At 53.6% G+C, this 18,204-nt stretch carries 18 protein-coding genes and 3 tRNA genes; 9 read left to right on the top strand and 12 right to left on the bottom strand.

Translation table 11 applies throughout. The features are described 5' to 3' along the window. Positions 1 to 132 precede the first annotated feature (132 nt). Complete coding sequence (locus EM595_RS06805) at positions 133 to 1,635, top strand: SulP family inorganic anion transporter (protein ID WP_067429408.1); 1,503 nt, start codon at positions 133 to 135, stop codon at positions 1,633 to 1,635. Between the two features lie 46 nt (positions 1,636 to 1,681). Here the strand turns inward: EM595_RS06805 and EM595_RS06800 are convergent, their stop codons facing one another. Further along, positions 1,682 to 1,891: a DUF2767 family protein gene (locus EM595_RS06800; protein ID WP_067429405.1), complete on the bottom strand. Its 210-nt coding sequence runs from the start codon at positions 1,889 to 1,891 to the stop codon at positions 1,682 to 1,684. A 345-nt stretch (positions 1,892 to 2,236) separates the two neighbouring features. Between EM595_RS06800 and EM595_RS21050 the strand changes: the two genes are divergently transcribed. Then, entirely contained in the window at positions 2,237 to 2,380 is a 144-nt protein-coding gene (locus EM595_RS21050; protein ID WP_336470216.1) for a hypothetical protein, read from the top strand. A gap of 189 nt (positions 2,381 to 2,569) precedes the next feature. Here EM595_RS21050 and EM595_RS06790 read toward each other — a convergent pair. From EM595_RS06790 to uvrY, 6 genes are all read right to left on the bottom strand, one after another. Beyond that, a tRNA-Leu gene (locus EM595_RS06790) sits at positions 2,570 to 2,655 on the bottom strand. 11 nt (positions 2,656 to 2,666) lie between these two features. Then, a tRNA-Cys gene (locus tag EM595_RS06785) sits at positions 2,667 to 2,740 on the bottom strand. 41 nt (positions 2,741 to 2,781) lie between these two features. Beyond that, positions 2,782 to 2,857: transfer RNA gene (locus EM595_RS06780), tRNA-Gly, on the bottom strand. Positions 2,858 to 3,008: 151 nt separating this feature from the next. Beyond that, positions 3,009 to 3,557: a CDP-diacylglycerol--glycerol-3-phosphate 3-phosphatidyltransferase gene (pgsA, locus tag EM595_RS06775; RefSeq protein ID WP_067429402.1), complete on the bottom strand. Its 549-nt coding sequence runs from the start codon at positions 3,555 to 3,557 to the stop codon at positions 3,009 to 3,011. A gap of 69 nt (positions 3,558 to 3,626) precedes the next feature. Beyond that, entirely contained in the window at positions 3,627 to 5,459 is a 1,833-nt protein-coding gene (gene uvrC, locus EM595_RS06770; protein ID WP_067429399.1) for an excinuclease ABC subunit UvrC, read from the bottom strand. Continuing rightward, on the bottom strand, positions 5,452 to 6,111 hold the full coding sequence (gene uvrY, locus EM595_RS06765; protein WP_067429397.1) for a UvrY/SirA/GacA family response regulator transcription factor: 660 nt from the start codon (positions 6,109 to 6,111) through the stop codon (positions 5,452 to 5,454). Before uvrY ends, uvrC begins: the two co-directional genes overlap by 8 nt. 439 nt (positions 6,112 to 6,550) lie before the next feature. On the opposite strand from uvrY, the gene EM595_RS06760 reads away from it, so the two are divergent. Continuing rightward, on the top strand, positions 6,551 to 6,775 hold the full coding sequence (locus EM595_RS06760) for a DUF2594 family protein (RefSeq protein ID WP_067429394.1): 225 nt from the start codon (positions 6,551 to 6,553) through the stop codon (positions 6,773 to 6,775). Between the two features lie 198 nt (positions 6,776 to 6,973). Here the strand turns inward: EM595_RS06760 and EM595_RS06755 are convergent, their stop codons facing one another. From EM595_RS06755 to EM595_RS06745, 3 genes are all read right to left on the bottom strand, one after another. Continuing rightward, entirely contained in the window at positions 6,974 to 7,588 is a 615-nt protein-coding gene (locus EM595_RS06755) for an acyl-homoserine-lactone synthase (protein ID WP_067429391.1), read from the bottom strand. 122 nt (positions 7,589 to 7,710) lie between these two features. After that, positions 7,711 to 8,433 carry an autoinducer binding domain-containing protein gene (gene sdiA / locus EM595_RS06750; protein ID WP_067435235.1) on the bottom strand — a complete coding sequence of 241 codons (723 nt, stop codon included), beginning with the start codon at positions 8,431 to 8,433 and terminating at the stop codon, positions 7,711 to 7,713. A 685-nt stretch (positions 8,434 to 9,118) separates the two neighbouring features. Further along, a complete protein-coding gene (locus EM595_RS06745) occupies positions 9,119 to 9,817 on the bottom strand; it encodes an extensin-like domain-containing protein (RefSeq protein ID WP_067429388.1) in 699 nt (232 codons plus the stop codon). A 285-nt stretch (positions 9,818 to 10,102) separates the two neighbouring features. On the opposite strand from EM595_RS06745, the gene cycA reads away from it, so the two are divergent. Continuing rightward, positions 10,103 to 11,497, top strand: a complete 1,395-nt coding sequence (cycA, locus tag EM595_RS06740; RefSeq protein ID WP_067429385.1) for a D-serine/D-alanine/glycine transporter — start codon at positions 10,103 to 10,105, stop codon at positions 11,495 to 11,497. 45 nt (positions 11,498 to 11,542) lie between these two features. Here the strand turns inward: cycA and EM595_RS06735 are convergent, their stop codons facing one another. Together EM595_RS06735 and rutR are read right to left on the bottom strand one after the other, a co-directional pair. Then, positions 11,543 to 12,511 (bottom strand): metal-dependent hydrolase, encoded by a 969-nt coding sequence (locus EM595_RS06735; RefSeq protein ID WP_067429383.1) that lies wholly within the window; start codon positions 12,509 to 12,511, stop codon positions 11,543 to 11,545. A 14-nt stretch (positions 12,512 to 12,525) separates the two neighbouring features. Next, a complete protein-coding gene (gene rutR / locus EM595_RS06730; protein WP_067429380.1) occupies positions 12,526 to 13,167 on the bottom strand; it encodes an HTH-type transcriptional regulator RutR in 642 nt (213 codons plus the stop codon). A gap of 292 nt (positions 13,168 to 13,459) precedes the next feature. Here rutR and rutA point away from each other — a divergent pair, with 292 nt between their 5' ends. The 5 genes from rutA to rutG all read left to right on the top strand — a co-directional run bounded on the left by rutA (position 13,460) and on the right by rutG (position 17,913). Continuing rightward, the gene (rutA, locus tag EM595_RS06725) at positions 13,460 to 14,551 is read left to right on the top strand and encodes a pyrimidine utilization protein A (protein WP_067429377.1); all 1,092 of its coding nucleotides are present in this window, start codon (positions 13,460 to 13,462) and stop codon (positions 14,549 to 14,551) included. Then, on the top strand, positions 14,551 to 15,285 hold the full coding sequence (gene rutB, locus EM595_RS06720) for a pyrimidine utilization protein B (RefSeq protein WP_067429374.1): 735 nt from the start codon (positions 14,551 to 14,553) through the stop codon (positions 15,283 to 15,285). Before rutA ends, rutB begins: the two co-directional genes overlap by 1 nt. Positions 15,286 to 15,295: 10 nt before the next feature. Next, positions 15,296 to 15,691 carry a pyrimidine utilization protein C gene (gene rutC / locus EM595_RS06715; RefSeq protein WP_067429373.1) on the top strand — a complete coding sequence of 132 codons (396 nt, stop codon included), beginning with the start codon at positions 15,296 to 15,298 and terminating at the stop codon, positions 15,689 to 15,691. A gap of 2 nt (positions 15,692 to 15,693) precedes the next feature. Then, positions 15,694 to 16,497, top strand: coding sequence for a pyrimidine utilization protein D (rutD, locus tag EM595_RS06710; protein ID WP_067429370.1), 804 nt, complete (start codon positions 15,694 to 15,696; stop codon positions 16,495 to 16,497). A 93-nt stretch (positions 16,498 to 16,590) separates the two neighbouring features. Further along, positions 16,591 to 17,913 carry a pyrimidine utilization transport protein G gene (rutG, locus tag EM595_RS06705; RefSeq protein ID WP_067429367.1) on the top strand — a complete coding sequence of 441 codons (1,323 nt, stop codon included), beginning with the start codon at positions 16,591 to 16,593 and terminating at the stop codon, positions 17,911 to 17,913. Positions 17,914 to 18,204: the final 291 nt, after the last annotated feature.

Below are 18,204 nucleotides of genomic sequence, written 5' to 3'. Positions count from 1 at the left end.
CATGCCGCTGACTTAGCGCTGGCATCTGCGCTTTATCCCCGGTAACATTCCCGCGTTATACCTTCCCTTCTCCTCTCCTGGCGCACGCTACTGATGCCGCCGGATACATGATAAAAGAGCCTGTTAATAATTATGACGACGACTTCAGATGCATCGGTGCAGCCGCACAGCAATGCGAACCTGAACGTGGCCAGCGTGCTGCGTTCGCCACGGTTACTGACCCGGGAATGCCTGGCCGGAACCATCACCGCACTGGCGTTAATTCCTGAAGTGATCTCGTTTTCGGTGATCTCCGGCGTTGATCCCAAGGCCAGTATTATCGCTTCTATTGTGCTCTGCCTGACGCTCACCCTGCTTGGCGGCCGACCGGCGATGGTCACCGCCGCCGCCGGTTCAGTGGCGCTGGTGATCGGCCCGATGGTGCACGCTCACGGCACCGCCTATATCCTGCCCGCGGTGGTTTTTGCCGGGATCATTCAGATTATCTTCGGCCTGGCGGGCCTGGCGCGCATGATGCGCTATATCCCACGCTCGGTGATGATTGGCTTTGTTAATGCGCTCGGAATTCTGATTTTTGTCGCGCAGGTGCCGCACGTGCTGGGACAATCGCCGCTGGTCTGGCTGCTGTTCGCGCTGACCATTGCGATCGTGGTACTGCTGCCGCGCCTGTTGAAGAGCGTGCCGTCGCCGCTGATCGCCATTGTCGGTATCACGGCGCTGGTGATGGTGATGGGCTATCAGGTGCCCAATGTTGGTGATGAAGGTGAAATGCTGCCGGGTCTGCCGGGCTTTACCGAACTGCTGGTGCCGCTTAACTGGCAAACTTTTGCCATTATCTGGCCCACCGCGCTCAGCATCGCTTTTGTCGGCCTGATGGAATCCCTGCTGACCGCCAAGCTGGTTGATGACCTGACCGACACCCTCTCCAGCAAACGTCGCGAATCCTGGGGTCTGGGCGTTGCCAATATCTTTGCCGGTTTTTATGGCGGCGTTGGCGGCTGTGCGATGATCGGCCAGACCATCGTTAACGTCGAGCTGGGCAAAGCGCGCACCCGCGTGTCAACGTTCGCCGCCGCCATGGTGCTGTTGCTGCTGGTGACCGGACTGAGTGAAGTGATGGCGCAGATTCCGATGGTGGTGCTGGCGGGTATCATGATGATCGTCGCGCTGAAAACCCTGAACTGGCACAGTCTGCAGCCCGCCACGTTGAAACGCATGCCGCTTTCTGAGACGCTAATTATGGTGTTAACCGTCACCATTACCGTCTGGACCGGCAACCTGGCCATTGGCGTGCTGAGCGGCGTGCTGCTGGCAATGATGCTGTTTGCGCGGCGCATCGCCCACGTGATTCACGCGGAACGCACCCTGAACGACGCAGGCACGGTGGCAAATTATCAGGTGCGCGGGCCGCTATTCTTCGCCAGCAGCAACGACCTGTATGAACACTTTGATTACGGCAACGATCCGGCGCAGGTCACTATCGATTTAACCCACGCACAGATTTGGGACGCCTCCAGCGTGGCGGCGATTGATGGCATTGTCGATCGCTATCAGCGCCACAATATTGCGGTAACGCTGATCGGGCTCGACGATCGCAGCAGCGATATGCACAACAAGCTCAGCGGCACACTGTAACTCAACGCCTTCGGCACTGGCTGAAGGCGCAATACGTAAACGGCGATTACTGCGAGAGCACCCTGATCGCCATTTCGTAAAACTTGTCTTCAAACTTATCGTTTCGGGTACGGCGCTCATGTGCCAGCCGCTTGATTATCGACGCTTCTGATACCGCCTCACCCTCACGGTGCAGGTTAAATATGGCATCGCCAACAATGGTGCAGAGCACCCCGTAATGTTCACCGGTGTTAAATGCATCAAAATGGTCGCTCATCCTGTTCTCCTTCTACTGTTTCGATTCAGGCAATCCGTAACATCCTGTTCAGGCAGGAATATTATTCGCCCTGACAGAGGCAATATTGTAGTGCATTCTGCGGCAGATCCCATTTTCTGCTGGTTATCTGCTGATTTATTCGTCGTCTGACCACACGACCGTTTTTTTCTATCCGCTTTCTTTTCATAGGGTTGTACCAGGCTATGCTTAATGAGCATGGCCGTGCTGCTGCTGTTTCTACAGCGGTGAGCAAAAAGGTAAACGAGTAATGAAAATCTTGCAGGCTATCTGCGGTTAACCACTCTGACGGGGAAGATGATGAATAAATTTTCAAAAGGAATCTGTGTGCTGGTGGCCCTTGCGGCGTTAGCGGGTTGTCAGCATCGCAGCAGCGCGGTAGACAGCGAAGGCCGTCCACACGCGCCAAGCGGACAAGCGGTACCAGGTGGTACGCTGGGTGCCGGCCCGGTGGGTCAGCCACAGTCCTGATTGCCAGACCGTATAACAAGACCGGCCTGCGGGCCGGTTTTTTTTCGCTGACCGTTCACCACGCCGCTCATACGCTGCCCTTTCATCACCAGCTGGTGAATTTCAGGCACAAAAAAACCGCCTCTCGGCGGCTACGACATTACTACATATTGCTTTTTTATTTATTCAGATTCTTCGGTAGTACGAAGATGGTGCCCGGGGCGGGACTTGAACCCGCACAGCCATAAGCCGAGGGATTTTAAATCCCTTGTGTCTACCGATTTCACCACCCGGGCGGGGTATAAAGTGGAGGCGCGTCCCGGAGTCGAACCGAGGTGGGCGGATTTGCAATCCGCTGCATGGCCACTCTGCCAACGCGCCTTTGTCCTGCACGATAATCAGCGAGCGCTGCTTATCAAATTTGGAGCGGGAAACGAGACTCGAACTCGCGACCCCGACCTTGGCAAGGTCGTGCTCTACCAACTGAGCTATTCCCGCAATTCATCAGCTAACTATCCGAACCTGCTGATTTTTTTATCGTCTGGCGCGGTGCTGCCTTTCGATGCGTTGCATTCTACTGACCTGTCGCAGCGAGTCAATAAAATTATCCGTTCGTCAGGCGCGTTTGCTGCTTTTTAAATCGTATCGATCACCCTTCAAACAGATCGTTACGAGAAGCGCTTAAATATTGGAACATTGACCAGAAGGTCAGCACTGCCGCAATGTACAACGCCACTACGCCAATCGCCTCAACCGTGGCGTTCGGTCGCCATAACAGGGCAAACAGCGAGAGCATTTGGGCGGTGGTCTTCACTTTGCCAATCCATGACACCGCCACGCTGCTGCGCTTACCAATTTCCGCCATCCACTCGCGCAAGGCCGAAATGATAATTTCACGCGCAATCATCGTCGCCGCAGGCAACGTAATCCACCACGAGTGGAAATATTCCGCCACCAGCACCAGCGCAATGGCCACCATCACTTTATCCGCCACCGGATCAAGAAAGGCACCAAAACGCGTAGTCTGTTTCCAGCGACGCGCCAGAAAGCCATCAAACCAGTCGGTGATGGCGGCGACAATGAAGATAGCGGCGGTAGCGAGCGGTGCCCAGTTGAAAGGCAGATAAAATGCCAGCACGAAGAACGGGATCAGCACGACACGAAACAGGGTAAGCGACGTCGGAATATTAAGTTGCATATGCGCGGTAAATGTCTGGCAAGAGAAGAATTTACCGTATGTTCCTACATTGCCTGCGCTGTTTCAATGCTAGTGTTTGAGCGAGTAGTAGATTTTTTCAGCCAAACCGTGCGAAATCCCCGGTACGTTAGCAATCTCCTCTACGCTGGCATTCATCAGCGGCTGCAGGCCACCCATGTATTTCAGCAGCTGCTGACGCCGTTTCGGGCCGATGCCTTCGATCGATTCCAGTGCGCTGGTGTTTTTAACCTTGGCCCGTTTTTTCCGGTGACCGGCAATTGCGTGATTGTGAGAGTCGTCACGAATATGCTGGATCAGATGCAGCGCGGGTGAATCAGACGGCAGTGAAAATCCCTCGCCTTCCGGCTCAAAAAACAGCGTCTCCAGACCCGCTTTACGATCAGCGCCCTTCGCCACGCCTAACAGTAGCGGGCGATCTTTATCCCAGGGCACATCCAGTTCGGCGAAAACGTTTTTTGCCTGCGCCAGTTGGCCTTTACCGCCGTCAATCAGAATCAGATCGGGGATTTTATTCTCCTCCAACGCCTTGCCGTAACGGCGACGCAACACCTGATTCATCGCGGCATAATCATCGCCTGGCGTAATGCCGGTGATGTTATAGCGACGATATTCCGAGCGCACCGGACCATTAGCATCAAACACCACGCAGGACGCAACAGTCTGCTCACCCATGGTGTGGCTGATATCAAAACACTCCATGCGGTTAATCTCATCGAGATCCAGCGCCTCTTTCAGCGCAATCATTCGCTGATGAATGGTTGACTGCTGCGACAGTCGGCTGGTCAACGCGGTGGCCGCGTTGGTACGCGCCAGCTTGAGATAACGGGCGCGATCGCCGCGTGGCTTGCTTTGAATCTGAATGCGCCGCCCGGCCAGCTCGCTCAGCGAGTCGGCCAGCAGTTCACGCTCCGGCAACAGGAAGTCGAGTAAAATCTCGCCTGGCAACGTGCGCGCCTCACTGCCCTGCAGATAAAACTGGCCGACAAAGGTTTGTACCACTTCGGCCAGATCGGTACCGCCTGGCACTTTGGGATAATAGCTTCGGCTACCCAGCACTTTGCCCTGTCGAATAAACAGCACATGCAAACAGGCCAGCCCGGATTCAAACGCTACGCCGATGACGTCCAGATCGTCTCCCTGGTTGGAGACAAACTGCTTCTCGGTGATGCGGCGCACTGCCTGAATCTGATCGCGCAGTCGTGCCGCCTCTTCGAACTTCATCGCCTGACTGGCGACTTCCATGCGTGAAACCAGCTGGTTCAGCACCTGATCGTCTTTTCCGGCCAGAAACAGCCGCACGTAGTTGATCTGCTGTGCGTACTCTTCTTCGCTGACCAGACCCGCCACGCAAGGCCCCAGACAGCGCCCAATCTGGTACTGAAGGCAAGGCCGCGTGCGGTTGCGATAGACGTTGTTTTCACACTGGCGAACCGGAAAGACCTTTTGCAGCAGCGCCAGCGTTTCCCGCACCGCATAGCCGTTGGGAAACGGCCCAAAATATTCACCTTTGGCATGTTTGGCACCACGGTGCGACGCCAGCCGCGGATGCGGATCGGCACTGAGAAAAATGTAAGGATATGATTTATCGTCGCGCAGCAGCACGTTGTAACGTGGCTGATAGAGCTTGATGTAGTTATGCTCAAGCAGCAGCGCTTCCGTCTCGGTATGCGTTACGGTGACATCAATTTGATGGATGTTAGCAACCAAAGCTTCTGTTTTACGGCTGGCCAGGTTCGCGCGGAAATAGCTGGTCAGGCGCTTTTTTAAATCTTTGGCTTTGCCCACATAAATGACCGTTCCACCAGCATCATACATGCGATAAACGCCGGGCTGGCTGGTAACGGTTTGCAGAAAAGATTTGGCATCAAAAACTTCATTCACTACTGATCATCGGCTCCGCATTAAACAGGCCATGTCGAATGGCCAGATGCGTTAACTCTACGTCACCGCTGATGTTCAGCTTGCTGAACATACGATAACGATAGCTGTTAACGGTTTTAGGACTCAGATTGAGCTGCTCCGAAATTTCGGTCACCTTCTGGCCTTTGGTAATCATCAGCATAATCTGCAATTCCCGTTCCGACAAACAGCTGAACGGCGATTCTGCCCGTTGCGGTTCGATCTGACTGAGCGCCATCTGCTGAGCGATATCTGAGGCGATATAGCGTTGACCAGAGTGCACCGAACGTATCGCGTTGATCACTTCCTGCGGCGCGGCGCCTTTGCTCAGATAGCCCGATGCGCCAGCCTGCATCACCTTAGCCGGCAGCGGGTTTTCAGTGTAGATGGTTAACATGATGATTTTGCAGTCGGGATTATAGCGCACGATTTTACGTGTCGCCTCCAGACCGCCGATGCCGGGCATATTCATGTCCATCAGCACCACATCAACCGCATGGCTGCGACACCATTTTACCGCGTCTTCACCACAGCACGCTTCGCCGGCGACCATCATGCCTTTAACGTCGTCCAGTATGCGGCGTATCCCTGCGCGTACCAGTTCGTGGTCATCAACCAAAAGGATGCTGATCAAAGAGAATTACTCCGCATGCTGTGAAAAGAAGGCGATAAAAAAGGAGTCAATATATTACTCTTTTTGTATGGCTTATAAAATGCATTTTGTGACGCTAACTCTAGCAGAAAATGAATAGTGCATTTTTATAAAAGGGTAAAATTGAGAGCATAACCGCTGAACGATGAAAATGTTGGCAAATGAGCCATTTCTGGGTTGTTTTAGCTCAGGAAATTAAATTTGAGTCACGCATTGAAATAAGATAATCCACGCGTTTCGTCAATAAAAGCTATGATAAATAACGTCCTGAATAGCGAAGAAAAAGCCACTATATGGCGTCACAAAGTCAGCGCAAATTAACACGCGCAGCCCTTGAATGAGATAATAGTCTCATTCAAACTGTTTATCCTTTATTGCTCATATGCCACAACAATGGGTTTACGACCCCACGGGAGAAGTTATGCACGTTACAGATTTTACGACATCGCAAGAGACACGCGAGCTGGCTGATGAAGTCGCCTGTTTAAAGGCGATGGTAACGCTGATGCTGAAAGGAATGGGTCAGGCCGATGCGGGTAAGGTAATCATTAACATGGAACGGTATATTGCAGAACTGGGCGATCAGCCGCAGGCGCAGGTGTTCAGCAACACCATCAAACAGATTAAAGGTGCCTACCGCCAGTGACGAATCCGGCAGCACGCTGCGTCCCATGGCACCTTAATGCTTGCTGTAGATAAGTCTGGCCCTGAATTTGCCGTGTTGATAACGCGTTTTCAACACGGCTTTTCATTGCCTAAAAACTAGATCGAACCATTGCCGATGGCTTTTAACACTAACGACGCTCCTCCTCCCCGCACCGCTACATGCGGGTTGTCCGCGACGTTAGCGCCCGCGCACCTGCCAGTTTACGGACACACCAAAGGTCGGCAGCACTTCTTCAGGATTATAACGTCGTGAACCCCGGTATTTTTCAGCCAACGCGGGTTGTTCGATGGCAATTTTCACTGCAAACAGATTGTCTTCTGATTGAATAATGCCCGGCGTAAGAGGTTCATAAACTACGCCGTGGGCTTCAAACATCTTTTCCAGCATCGGCGTAGTGGCGCTGATTAAGCACTGGATGCCTGACAGTTCTGCCAGCTGCACCGCATGCCACAACAGAAGCAGTGGCAATTCAGCGTCGACATCAAGACGGGCGGAGAAGCGTGACATTTCCCAGACTTCACCGTCAGGAAAAGGCGAGGCGGTGCCTTCAGGCAATTCTGATGGATGCCACGGAATCAGGCGCATGCAGCCACAGATACCGTATTGTGCCGTCCAGGCCAGCAGCCAGGTCACATCAGAGCGATCAAAGCGATCGTACTCCTGGCCGGGTGTACTCAGACGCGGCGGGATTGACCACCCTTCCCCACGTGCAAAAACGTCGTATCGGTAGCTGCCTAATTCTGCCAACAGTGATGACGGCATATCCTTGAGCTGGGTTTGAATTATTTTCATTGTGTTCCCCTGTTGCATTCCCTCGTTAGGCTGATAACCAGCACGGGTCAACTGTCATCCTGGCCGAAGGGTAGACAACCGCTTACGTTGACGAAACTACTAAAAATGGTAGTTGCCGCAGGCTAAATCAAACCGATCGCGGCGGCGTAACACGCTATCTGCGTTTTGTTAGACGCATTAAAGCGCTTTTGCATATTTTTCTGGTGAAAATTAACCGTATGCTCTGAAATGGCGAGAATCAGTGCGATTTCCACTGAGGTCTTACCTTCGGCGGTCCACTTAAGAATTTCCAGTTCGCGCTGGCTAAAATCGTTTTCAAAGATTCTCATCGACTCATCTTTTAACCTGACCAGCGTCGCCAGACTCAACTCGGCCAGCAGTAATAGTTTGAGTTCGACTTCACGTATCACCATGCATTTTTTTATCGTCTTGCGTGATGATATAGATAATATACCAGCGGCCCGGTTTGCTGCCATAAATGAACAGGAAAATCCTGATTTTAAACCATGATCCTGTGCATCCTGCCAGAAGGTTTTCTCATCTTCACCACTGGCATCGCTCCAGGCGAAAAGCACGCCCGGTACAGCACAGCGCTTTACCACAGGATCGGCGGTCAGGTAGTTTTTCTCCATATAACGTTTTACCCAGCGGGTTGGATAGGTGCTGAATAAAAAAGTTTTTGGTCGCGTAAAAGGCACAGGATGCTTTATGAGCAGTGAAAAAGCGTCATGTTCAAGACGTTCCGTTTGCGCCTGCAAAATTTTATTTATCTGGCTACTTCGGGTAGCACGTTCAAAAAGCATACTGACCTCATTTCGCCAGGCAAAATAAGAATCGAATGTCATCTCACTGGTGGCTTTAACGCTCAAACCTTTCCCTTAAAAACGTGTTGTGCTACATCAGAAAATTATAGTGATTATTATTTGGTGCAACCTGCACAAACATATTATCAACGGCGCCGCCGCAATTGCCGCGAGACGCAATAACATACAATGAAAAGATTCGCTGTTAGCATCCACAATTTAAGTGGATTCGTCAGTGCCTGTTAGCCTTATAACAGAGAATAGGATTTTACTTACTTTTTTTCAATGAGCCGTAGATAAAGAGGCCGCTTATAATGTCGTCGACTCTTTAATTTCGCTAATATGGCTGCATTAATATCGTGTTGATTTCAGCAATTCCATAACAGAGTGGTCGCTGTTTTTTAGTACCAGCGCAGGCAACGCGTGGCGCACAGGCTTATTGGCTGTCGGTTAACTTAACGGCTATTAAGTGAATATCTTCCGCAGGTATGTTGGTGTGCGTTGCGTAAAATGCATTGAAAGTAATTACGCGACTAAAATTAACTTTTGTAAAATTATGGCTTCTTCATCTTTGGTGGTTAATTAATTCGTCAATTCAACCGTGTCTTCACTTTTTATCATCATGCTCGATAAACACTGCTGCCAGGACTGGGAAGACTTATAGTAATAATTCCTTAACATTGCCGCCCTTTTTTCTGTCTGCCCTTTGTGTCCGAGCGCAAAATGCTCAACGACACAGGCCAAACCCGCGCATACCGAGATGAAAATGGCTGGCGTGCGCTGCGTTATACTCCGGGCCAAGGGAATTACCGAAGTAATCACAGCTGCTGGTAAACAGCTGTTTAAGTAATGCTGCATGAGCAGGTGGCTGCTGCCAATTTTTGATAATGCTAAGCTGCTGGCCGTTTTTGAGCCGGAAAGCAGTCACGTCCCACGCTTCGGCAGTGGCATGTTCACTAAGACGACCTTCGCTGCGATGATAGATATTGCGACAGGCGTAGCTGCCGACATGATCGATGCGCGCAAGAGGAGAATGGAGCTCGCTCTGTGCTGCCAGCGCGTTCGCCTGCAACACGAAGCGGGTACTGGCTACCGCCAGCGGACAGGTCGCCAGAAAGCTGCTACTTAACCGGACATCGCCAAACTGCTGAATGCGAACCGGATTTGGCAAAGGGCATTTGCCCCACATGGGCGCGGGTTGGGTAAAACGAATATAGCCCGCGCCTGCTGCACGCTTGAGCACGTCCAGGCAGGCTGCAGGATCGGTGCTCAACTGCTTCATTTTAAACCGGCTAATCATGCCGGGCGGATCGGTGACCGATAAGGGTGCAAAGGGATTCAACGCAGGCGGAATATGCCGAGCCAGCCACGGCCAGCTGACATAAGCCAGCAGAATAAACAGCCCTGTCACAATCAAACCTTTCACATCATCGCCCCTGAATAAAGAGAATAAGTGTAGTGTCAGGCGGCGCGGGCCAGTGCAGAAATACGCAACTTTACCGACAGCTGGAGGGAATCTGTGCAATCTGTCGAGATAATCTTCTTTATTCTGGTCATCCCAGGCACGTGACGGTGATAAGGCGCGCAAAGCTGAAAAACTATTACCAACGCAATGCCTTAATACCTTATCTTATGCCCCACTTGCCTTCCGGTAAGATCGTAAATTAACAGCCAGCAGAGCTGACACACCATCAAAACAGGATAAGCAACTATGGTTGATCGTTCTAAAGACCTACCCCTGCAGACGGAGCCACCGGAAAAACTTCGGCGCAATCTGCATAACCGACATATTCAGCTCATCGCCATTGGTGGTGCCATTGGTACCGGCTTATTTATGGGTTCAGGTAAAACCATCAGCCTCGCCGGGCCGTCGATTATCTTCGTTTATATGATCATCGGTTTTATGCTGTTTTTCGTGATGCGGGCAATGGGCGAACTGCTGCTGGCGAATCTGGAATATAAATCTTTCAGCGATTTTGCTGCTGACCTGCTCGGCCCCTGGGCAGGCTATTTCACCGGCTGGACCTACTGGTTCTGTTGGGTCGTTACTGGCATTGCCGACGTGGTGGCGATCAGCGCCTACTTTCAACTCTGGTTTCCAGGTTTTTCGATATGGATGAGCGCCCTGCTCTGTATTGTGGTGTTTCTCAGCCTGAATATCGCCACCGTAAAACTGTTTGGTGAGCTTGAATTCTGGTTTGCCATTATCAAAATCGTGGCGATTATTGCGCTGATCGTGACCGGCATCGTGCTGGTGGCGATGCATTATCCAGCACCCGGCGGCGGTACGGCGGCCTTGTCCAACATCTGGAATCATGGCGGCATGTTCCCCAAAGGCCTGAGCGGCTTTTTTGCTGGCTTTCAAATTGCTGTGTTTGCTTTTGTTGGTATTGAACTGGTGGGCACCGCCGCGGCAGAAACGCACAATCCTGAGAAAGTGCTGCCGCGCGCCATTAATTCGATTCCGCTGCGCATCATTATGTTTTATGTGCTGGCATTGATGGTAATTATGGCGGTCACCCCCTGGGATCAGGTGGTGCCGAGCCGCAGCCCGTTTGTGGAGATGTTTGTATTGATTGGCCTGCCTGCAGCGGCCAGCCTGGTAAACTTTGTGGTGCTGACCTCGGCGGCTTCATCTGCTAACAGCGGCATCTTCTCTACCAGCCGCATGCTGTATGGCCTGGCAGAGCAAGGCGTTGCGCACCGCGGATTTGCGCGTCTTTCTCGTCGCGCGGTGCCGACCACCGGCCTGTTTTTCTCCTGCCTGTGCCTGCTTGGCGGTGTGGCGTTGATCTACCTGATCCCCAATGTGATGACGGTGTTTACGCTGGTCACTACCGTATCGGCCATTCTGTTTATGTTTGTCTGGACCATTATCCTCTGCTCATGGTTGGCCTGGCGTAAGAAGCGTCCGGAACAGGTGGCTAAATCGACTTTCCGCCTGCCGCTGGGCCCAGTCATGTGCTGGATAGTGATGGCGTTCTTTGTCTTTGTACTGGTGCTGCTGTCGCTGGAAGAGGATACCCGCAAGGCGCTGATGGTCACGCCGTTGTGGTTTGTCCTGCTGGCGGTCGGCTGGTGGCTGCGTCGTCGTAAAGCGGCATAAACACTTCGCCTTAGAAGAAAAAGCCGGCATCGCTGCCGGCTTTTTTTATAGCCGTTGCCACAGCTGTTGGAAACTGGTGGCCAGTGATTCGCGTGACGAAGGCTCGCGAGAGGGATGTGGATTTCGCGCGGTGGCGCTGCCCAGATTGAAAGTGAAGATGTAGCTCTCATTTTCGCCCATTCGCAGATCGCTGATGGTGAGCGCACCGTCTTGCCGCTGCTGCATGGCGAAAAATCCGTGGCTGAACCAGGCAACCCGCTTAACCCATCGGTCCTCCTGCAATGGCCGGTAGAGTTCAGCGTGGCGACTATGCCAGTGAACCTGCAACGGCCGCTGTGGTGATAACAGTGACACCCAGGCTTCTCCATAGCGTTCCGGCGTTATGATTACCACCCGCCAGACCAGGGTATTAAATGGCGTCGGCGTCACCAGTACCTGCTGGTGATCAATCTGCTGATTCGCCAGTTCACGGTTCACCTGATGGCCAGCGATGCCTTGCGCTGCTACGCTCCAGGCGAGGTACAGCGTGCTGAGCAGCAATCCCAACTGGTTCCAGCCGGTGCGCTGACGCCACAGCGCTATCGCCAGACCGATCATCAGCGGCAAGGTGTAGAGCGGATCAACGATATAGACGCTGCCGACCGCCCAGGGGAAATGGCTAAACGGAATGGCCAGTTGGGTGCCGTAAACCGTCATTAGATCGAGCAACGGATGAGTAATTAATGCCAGCCAGACTGCCAGCCACCAGCTTTGCCATGCGGCTTTTTGCCTGACAACACGGGCAATAAGCCAGCCGAGCAGCGGTGATATCAGCGTCAGCCAGAACAGCGAGTGGCTCTCGGTACGGTGCAGCGTCATATTGCTGATCGCATCGCCATGATCGATAAACACGTCCAAATCAGGCAAGGTGGCGATTAGCCCCCCGCACAGGGCAGACTGCCAGAGCGGCGAGCGGCGCCCTCGCACCGCCATGACCACCGAGGCACCCAGCACGAACTGCGACACAGAATCCATGGTGTTTCCTCTGCTTATGCTCCGCGAATGCGGATACCTTCGATGATCATGCGCTGAATATTATCCACCGCCTCGTTGAAGAAAGCGCTGTCGCTGAGCGTCTGGCCGGTAATCGCCTCAACCTGAGTGGCAAAGTCGGCATAGTGCTGCGTGGTCGCCCACAGCATAAAAATTAGGTGATGCGGCTTCACGGCCGCCAGCTTCCCTTCATTGATCCAACGCTCCACAACACCCGCTTTTTCATCCACCAGCGCCTTAAGTGAACCCGCCAACTCGCCTTTAAGCAGCGGCGCCCCTTGCAGCATCTCGAGACAGAAGAGTTTTGATGCCTGCGGATGATCGCGAGAAACCTCCAGCTTTAGCCGAATGTAGTCGCGAATGGCATCCAGCGGTTGCTGGTCGTCATGCAAGGCGCGCAGTGGAGCCAGCCAGACGTCAAGAATCTCTTTCAGTACCGCAACGTAAAGCGCCTCTTTCGAGGGGAAGTAATAGAGCAGATTAGTTTTTGAGACATCGGCACGTTCTGCCACCTTGTCCAGGCTGGTGCCATGAATGCCAAACTGGGAGAAAAATTCCAGCGCGGCGGCCAGAATCGCCTCGCGCTTTGCCGCAACCGCACGCGAACGGCGCGTGGAGACTTTCTCGGTACTTTTCACACTGTCACCTCATCCTTTTTTGCCGCCCTTCTTATCTAAACGGCGAAATGCGTCCTGATAAACCGCGGTGCACTGATTTTGTCCACCGACGCCTGTTTGTTGTGCAGCAAATTTTACCAAATGGTCTGTTTTGGACCAGTTACTCAACTTCAATTCGCTGCATGATAAGTAACCTACTGATTATAAATAATTTATATTTTATGGCACAGGGCTTGCAACGACTTAATCAGGTACAGATGCACCAGGTACTCCCAGCACTTCCCTTATTGTCCATGCGAAAAGAGGATCTCCTATGAAAGTTGGCGTATTTATTCCCATCGGTAACAACGGCTGGCTGATTTCAACCACGGCACCTCAGTATATGCCGACCTTTGAGCTGAATAAGGCGATCGTACAGAAAGCAGAACATTATCATTTTGATTTTGCGCTTTCGATGATCAAGCTGCGCGGCTTCGGTGGCAAAACCGAATTCTGGGACCATAACCTGGAGTCGTTTACCCTAATGGCTGGCCTCGCCGCCGTCACTTCACGCATCGAAATTTATGCCACGGCGGCTACTTTAACGCTGCCGCCAGCCATTGTGGCACGCATGGCATCAACGATCGATTCCATCTCCGGCGGTCGATTTGGCGTCAACCTGGTGACCGGCTGGCAGAAGCCGGAATATGAGCAGATGGGTATCTGGCCTGGCGATGATTATTTTAGCCGCCGTTATGACTACCTGACGGAATACGTTTCCGTGCTGCGTGATCTGTGGGGCACCGGGCAGTCTGATTTTAAAGGGGACTTCTTCACCATGAACGATTGTCGCCTCAGCCCACAGCCACAAAAACCGATGAAAGTGATTTGTGCCGGGCAGAGCGATGCCGGTATGGCGTTCTCTGCGGCCCACGCTGATTACAATTTCTGCTTCGGCAAGGGAGTGAACACGCCAACGGCTTTCTCTGGTACCGCCGCGCGCATGAAGGCCGCCGCCGATCAAGCAGGTCGCGATGTCGGCTCTTACGTGTTGTTCATGATCATCGCGGATGAAACTGATGAGACCGCACGGGCAAAATGGGAGCACTACAAAGCGGGTGCGGATGAAGATGCCCTCGCCTGGTTAACTACCCAAAGTCAGCAGGACAAGCGTTCCGGCAGCGATACCAACGTACGCCAGATGGCGGATCCTACCTCGGCGGTTAACATCAATATGGGCACGCTGGTCGGCTCGTATGCCAACGTCGCGCGCATGCTGGATGAAGTGGCGCGCGTTGAAGGCGCTGAAGGCGTGCTGCTCACTTTTGATGATTTCCTGCAGGGTATTGAAGCCTTCGGCGAGCGCATTCAGCCGCTGATGCAGTGCCGTGCCGGCATCGTTGATGCTGCACAGGAGGTGGCATAATGTCTGTTGTTCACCACACCGCAAACAGCTCGTCAACCAGCGTTACCCTGCCCGCTCGCCCGGAGGCGATCGCATTTCCACCGGAACAGACCGCATTGATCGTGGTTGATATGCAAAACGCCTATGCCACCCCTGGCGGCTATCTCGATCTTGCCGGTTTTGATGTTTCGGCCACCGCGCCGGTGATTGAAAAAATCAGCGTAGCGGTGACCGCTGCCCGCGAGGCTGGCATCCAGATTATCTGGTTTCAGAATGGCTGGGATGATGAATATGTTGAGGCGGGTGATATTGGATCCCCCAATTATCACAAATCCAACGCGTTGAAGACCATGCGCAAAAAGCCTGAATTGCAGGGCAAACTGTTGGCCAAAGGTGGCTGGGACTATGAGCTGGTCGATGAACTGGTGCCACAACCCGGTGATATCGTGCTGCCGAAACCGCGCTACAGCGGATTTTTCAACACGCCGCTCGACAGCATGCTGCGCAGTCGCGGCATTCGCCATCTGATTTTCACCGGCATTGCCACTAACGTCTGCGTCGAATCAACGCTGCGCGACGGCTTCTTTCTGGAATATTTCGGCGTAGTGCTGGAGGACGCAACCTATCAGGCGGGCCCGGCTTTTGCTCAGCAGGCTGCCCTTTTTAATATCGAAACATTTTTCGGCTGGGTTTCGGATGTCGCCACCTTCTGTGCGGCATTGCGCCCGGAACAGCAGCTACAGCGTCGCGCCTGAGGAGATCACTATGCCAAAAACCGTTGTTATTCCTGCCGGCAGCGGCACGCCGCTGGCCCCCTTTGTACCCGGCACGCTGGCCGATGGCGTGTTGTATGTTTCAGGCACGCTGCCTTTTGATCGCGACAACAATGTGGTGCACGTGGGTGATGCCGAAGCGCAGACGCGCCACGTACTTGGGTTGATTAAAGGCGTTGTCGAAACCGCCGGTGGCACCATGGACGACGTCACTTTTAATTCGATCTTCCTGACCGACTGGAGCAACTACGCCGCGGTCAATCGCGTGTATGCCGAATTTTTCCCCGGTGATAAACCGGCGCGCTACTGCATTCAGTGCGGGTTGGTCAAACCTGATGCCCTGATCGAAATTGCCAGCATCGCGCATATCGGTCGCGGCGAGGAGTAGCTATGTACGTTGAGATCTCAGGTTTACGTGATAACGATGCACCCACGCTGGTGCTGTCGGCCGGACTGGGCGGTTCGGGCCAGTTTTGGCTGCCGCAGCTGGCGGTTTTACAAAAACAGTTCCGCGTAGTGCAGTACGATCAGCGTGGCACCGGCAGGAGTCAGGACACCCTGCCGGAAACCTATCACCTGACGGATATGGCCGCCGAGCTGGCCAACGCGCTGGCAGAGCACGACATTACCCATTTTGACATTATGGGCCATGCGCTGGGCGGCCTGATTGGCATGCAGCTGGCGCTGGATTATCCGCAGCGTGTCAATCGCATCGTGGTGATCAACGGCTGGCTGAGCCTGCATGCCCATACCCGGCGCTGCTTTCAGGTGCGTCAGGATCTGCTGCGCCATGTTGGCGTGGAGGCCTTTGTCCGTGCCCAGCCGCTGTTTCTCTATCCCGCCGACTGGATGGCTGAACACGCTGAACGCATTGAGGCGGAAGATGCGCTGAATCTGGCGCATTTTCAGGGGACAGACAACTTGCTCCGCCGCTTACAAGCGCTGATGAAAGCGGATTTCAGGCCGCTGGCAGCCAGCCTGCATCATCCCGTGCTGGCGATCTGCTCGCAGGACGACCTGCTGGTGCCGTGGCACTGTTCCGTGGCATTACAGGCCGCTTTGCCTGATGCCAGCCTGCTCACCCTGCCGCGCGGCGGTCATGCCATGAGCGTGACCGAAGCTGACCATTTCAATAACCTGCTGCTCAACTGGCTGAGCGACACCGCGACACCGCGTTTTTCACAGGCGGGCTGAGGCAAAACCTACACAGGATTTTTCAGGCTATACGGCAGGACGCCGGTTAATCCGCCCGCTGGCGGTCACTGCGTATTTTCTCTGGAGAAGATGATGGCACATTCCTGGTTTCCTCAATGGCGTAAAAAATCGGCGGTCACAGAGAGCGGAATTATCGCGCCTGATGAAACGCTTCCGGCGGGTCAAACGATCATACTCGGCTTACAGCACGCGGTGGCGATGTTTGGCGCCACCGTGCTGATGCCGCTGTTAATGGGGCTCGATCCTAACCTGTCTATTTTGATGTCCGGCATCGGCACCCTGCTGTTCTTTTTGATTACCGCCGGACGCGTGCCCAGCTACCTCGGCTCCAGCGCGGCATTTGTTGGGGTGGTCATTGCCGTAACCGGCTTTACCGGCCAGGGAATCAATCCCAACCTGAGCCTGGCGCTGGGTGGCATCGTCGCCTGCGGTGCACTCTATACGCTGATCGGCATCGTGGTGATGAAAGCGGGTACGCGCTGGATAGAGCGCCTTATGCCACCGGTGGTGACCGGTGCGGTGGTGATGGCGATCGGCCTTAACCTTGCACCCATCGCCGTTCGTGGCGTCTCCTCCTCCATGTTTGACAGCTGGATGGCGGTGATGACCGTGCTCTGTATTGGCGTGGTCGCGGTATTTACCCGCGGCATGGTTCAGCGACTGCTCATTCTGGTCGGATTGATTGTTGCCTGGGCACTTTATGCGGTGATGACCAACCTGCTCGGCTTGGGCAAACCGGTGGATTTCAGCGGTCTCGCCAGCGCGCCCTGGCTTGGTTTACCCACGATGACGACGCCGACCTTTAACATGGAGGCAATCGTGATGATTGCGCCCGTGGCGGTGATTTTGGTTGCTGAAAATCTCGGACACTTAAAAGCGGTGGCTGGCATGACCGGGCGCAGCCTCGATCCTTACATGGGTCGGGCATTTGTTGGTGATGGTCTGGCGACCATGCTTTCTGGCAGCGTTGGCGGCAGCGGTGTAACTACCTATGCCGAAAATATTGGCGTCATGGCGGTAACGCGGGTTTACTCCACGCTGGCTTTTGTCGCCGCAGCGATTATTGCGCTGCTGCTGGGCTTTTCGCCTAAGTTCGGTGCGTTGATCCATGCCATTCCCGGTCCGGTGATCGGTGGCGCATCAATCGTAGTTTTTGGTCTAATTGCGGTCGCAGGCGCGCGTATCTGGCTACAAAACAGTATCGATTTTAGTCAAAACAGCAACCTGATCATGGTGGCCACCACACTGGTGCTCGGTGCCGGTGATTTTTCTTTGCGTATTGGTAACTTTACCCTCGGCGGCATCGGCACCGCCACCTTTGGTGCCATTCTGTTGAATGTCATTCTAAACTGGCGCAGGCCAGCGATGACCGAAGTGGTTGTACAAAAAGGCTAAAAATACAGCAGGCGCGATGCCTTTTGCGCCTGCTATTCTCTCCCGGCTATGGCTTAATTTACATCCTGTCACAAAGCGCTGACTTTCCCGTTATGCCCCGCCTCGCCCTACCTTAGCGCCTCTTAGCCATAACGTTTTACTCTGGAATAAGCAGCCTGTGACACATCTTCTATACTGAACAGGCAATATAATTTTTCCACTACAGGAGAGACGACATGGCAACTTCCCCAGCACCGCAACCGGCGAAAGATGATCCAAACAATGCGCCGGAGTCTGGCGACAAACAGCCCG

It is taken from the genome of Duffyella gerundensis, assembly GCF_001517405.1.
GTDB lineage: Bacteria > Pseudomonadota > Gammaproteobacteria > Enterobacterales > Enterobacteriaceae > Duffyella > Duffyella gerundensis.
The sequence above is the reverse complement of the archived record's forward strand: the minus strand, read 5'-3'. Positions and strand labels throughout refer to the sequence as shown.

Bases quoted from the DNA above. Each gene is read 5' to 3' on its own strand.
- EM595_RS06760 (WP_067429394.1), top strand. From the start codon at position 6,551: ATGCACGTTACAGATTTTACGACATCGCAAGAGACACGCGAGCTGGCT.
- rutB (WP_067429374.1), top strand. From the start codon at position 14,551: ATGTCTGTTGTTCACCACACCGCAAACAGCTCGTCAACCAGCGTTACC.
- EM595_RS06800 (WP_067429405.1), bottom strand. From the start codon at position 1,891: ATGAGCGACCATTTTGATGCATTTAACACCGGTGAACATTACGGGGTG.
- pgsA (WP_067429402.1), bottom strand. From the start codon at position 3,557: ATGCAACTTAATATTCCGACGTCGCTTACCCTGTTTCGTGTCGTGCTG.
- rutC (WP_067429373.1), top strand. From the start codon at position 15,296: ATGCCAAAAACCGTTGTTATTCCTGCCGGCAGCGGCACGCCGCTGGCC.
- EM595_RS06755 (WP_067429391.1), bottom strand. From the start codon at position 7,588: ATGAAAATAATTCAAACCCAGCTCAAGGATATGCCGTCATCACTGTTG.
- EM595_RS06805 (WP_067429408.1), top strand. From the start codon at position 133: ATGACGACGACTTCAGATGCATCGGTGCAGCCGCACAGCAATGCGAAC.
- sdiA (WP_067435235.1), bottom strand. From the start codon at position 8,433: ATGACATTCGATTCTTATTTTGCCTGGCGAAATGAGGTCAGTATGCTT.
- cycA (WP_067429385.1), top strand. From the start codon at position 10,103: ATGGTTGATCGTTCTAAAGACCTACCCCTGCAGACGGAGCCACCGGAA.
- rutA (WP_067429377.1), top strand. From the start codon at position 13,460: ATGAAAGTTGGCGTATTTATTCCCATCGGTAACAACGGCTGGCTGATT.
- rutG (WP_067429367.1), top strand. From the start codon at position 16,591: ATGGCACATTCCTGGTTTCCTCAATGGCGTAAAAAATCGGCGGTCACA.
- rutD (WP_067429370.1), top strand. From the start codon at position 15,694: ATGTACGTTGAGATCTCAGGTTTACGTGATAACGATGCACCCACGCTG.
- EM595_RS06735 (WP_067429383.1), bottom strand. From the start codon at position 12,511: ATGGATTCTGTGTCGCAGTTCGTGCTGGGTGCCTCGGTGGTCATGGCG.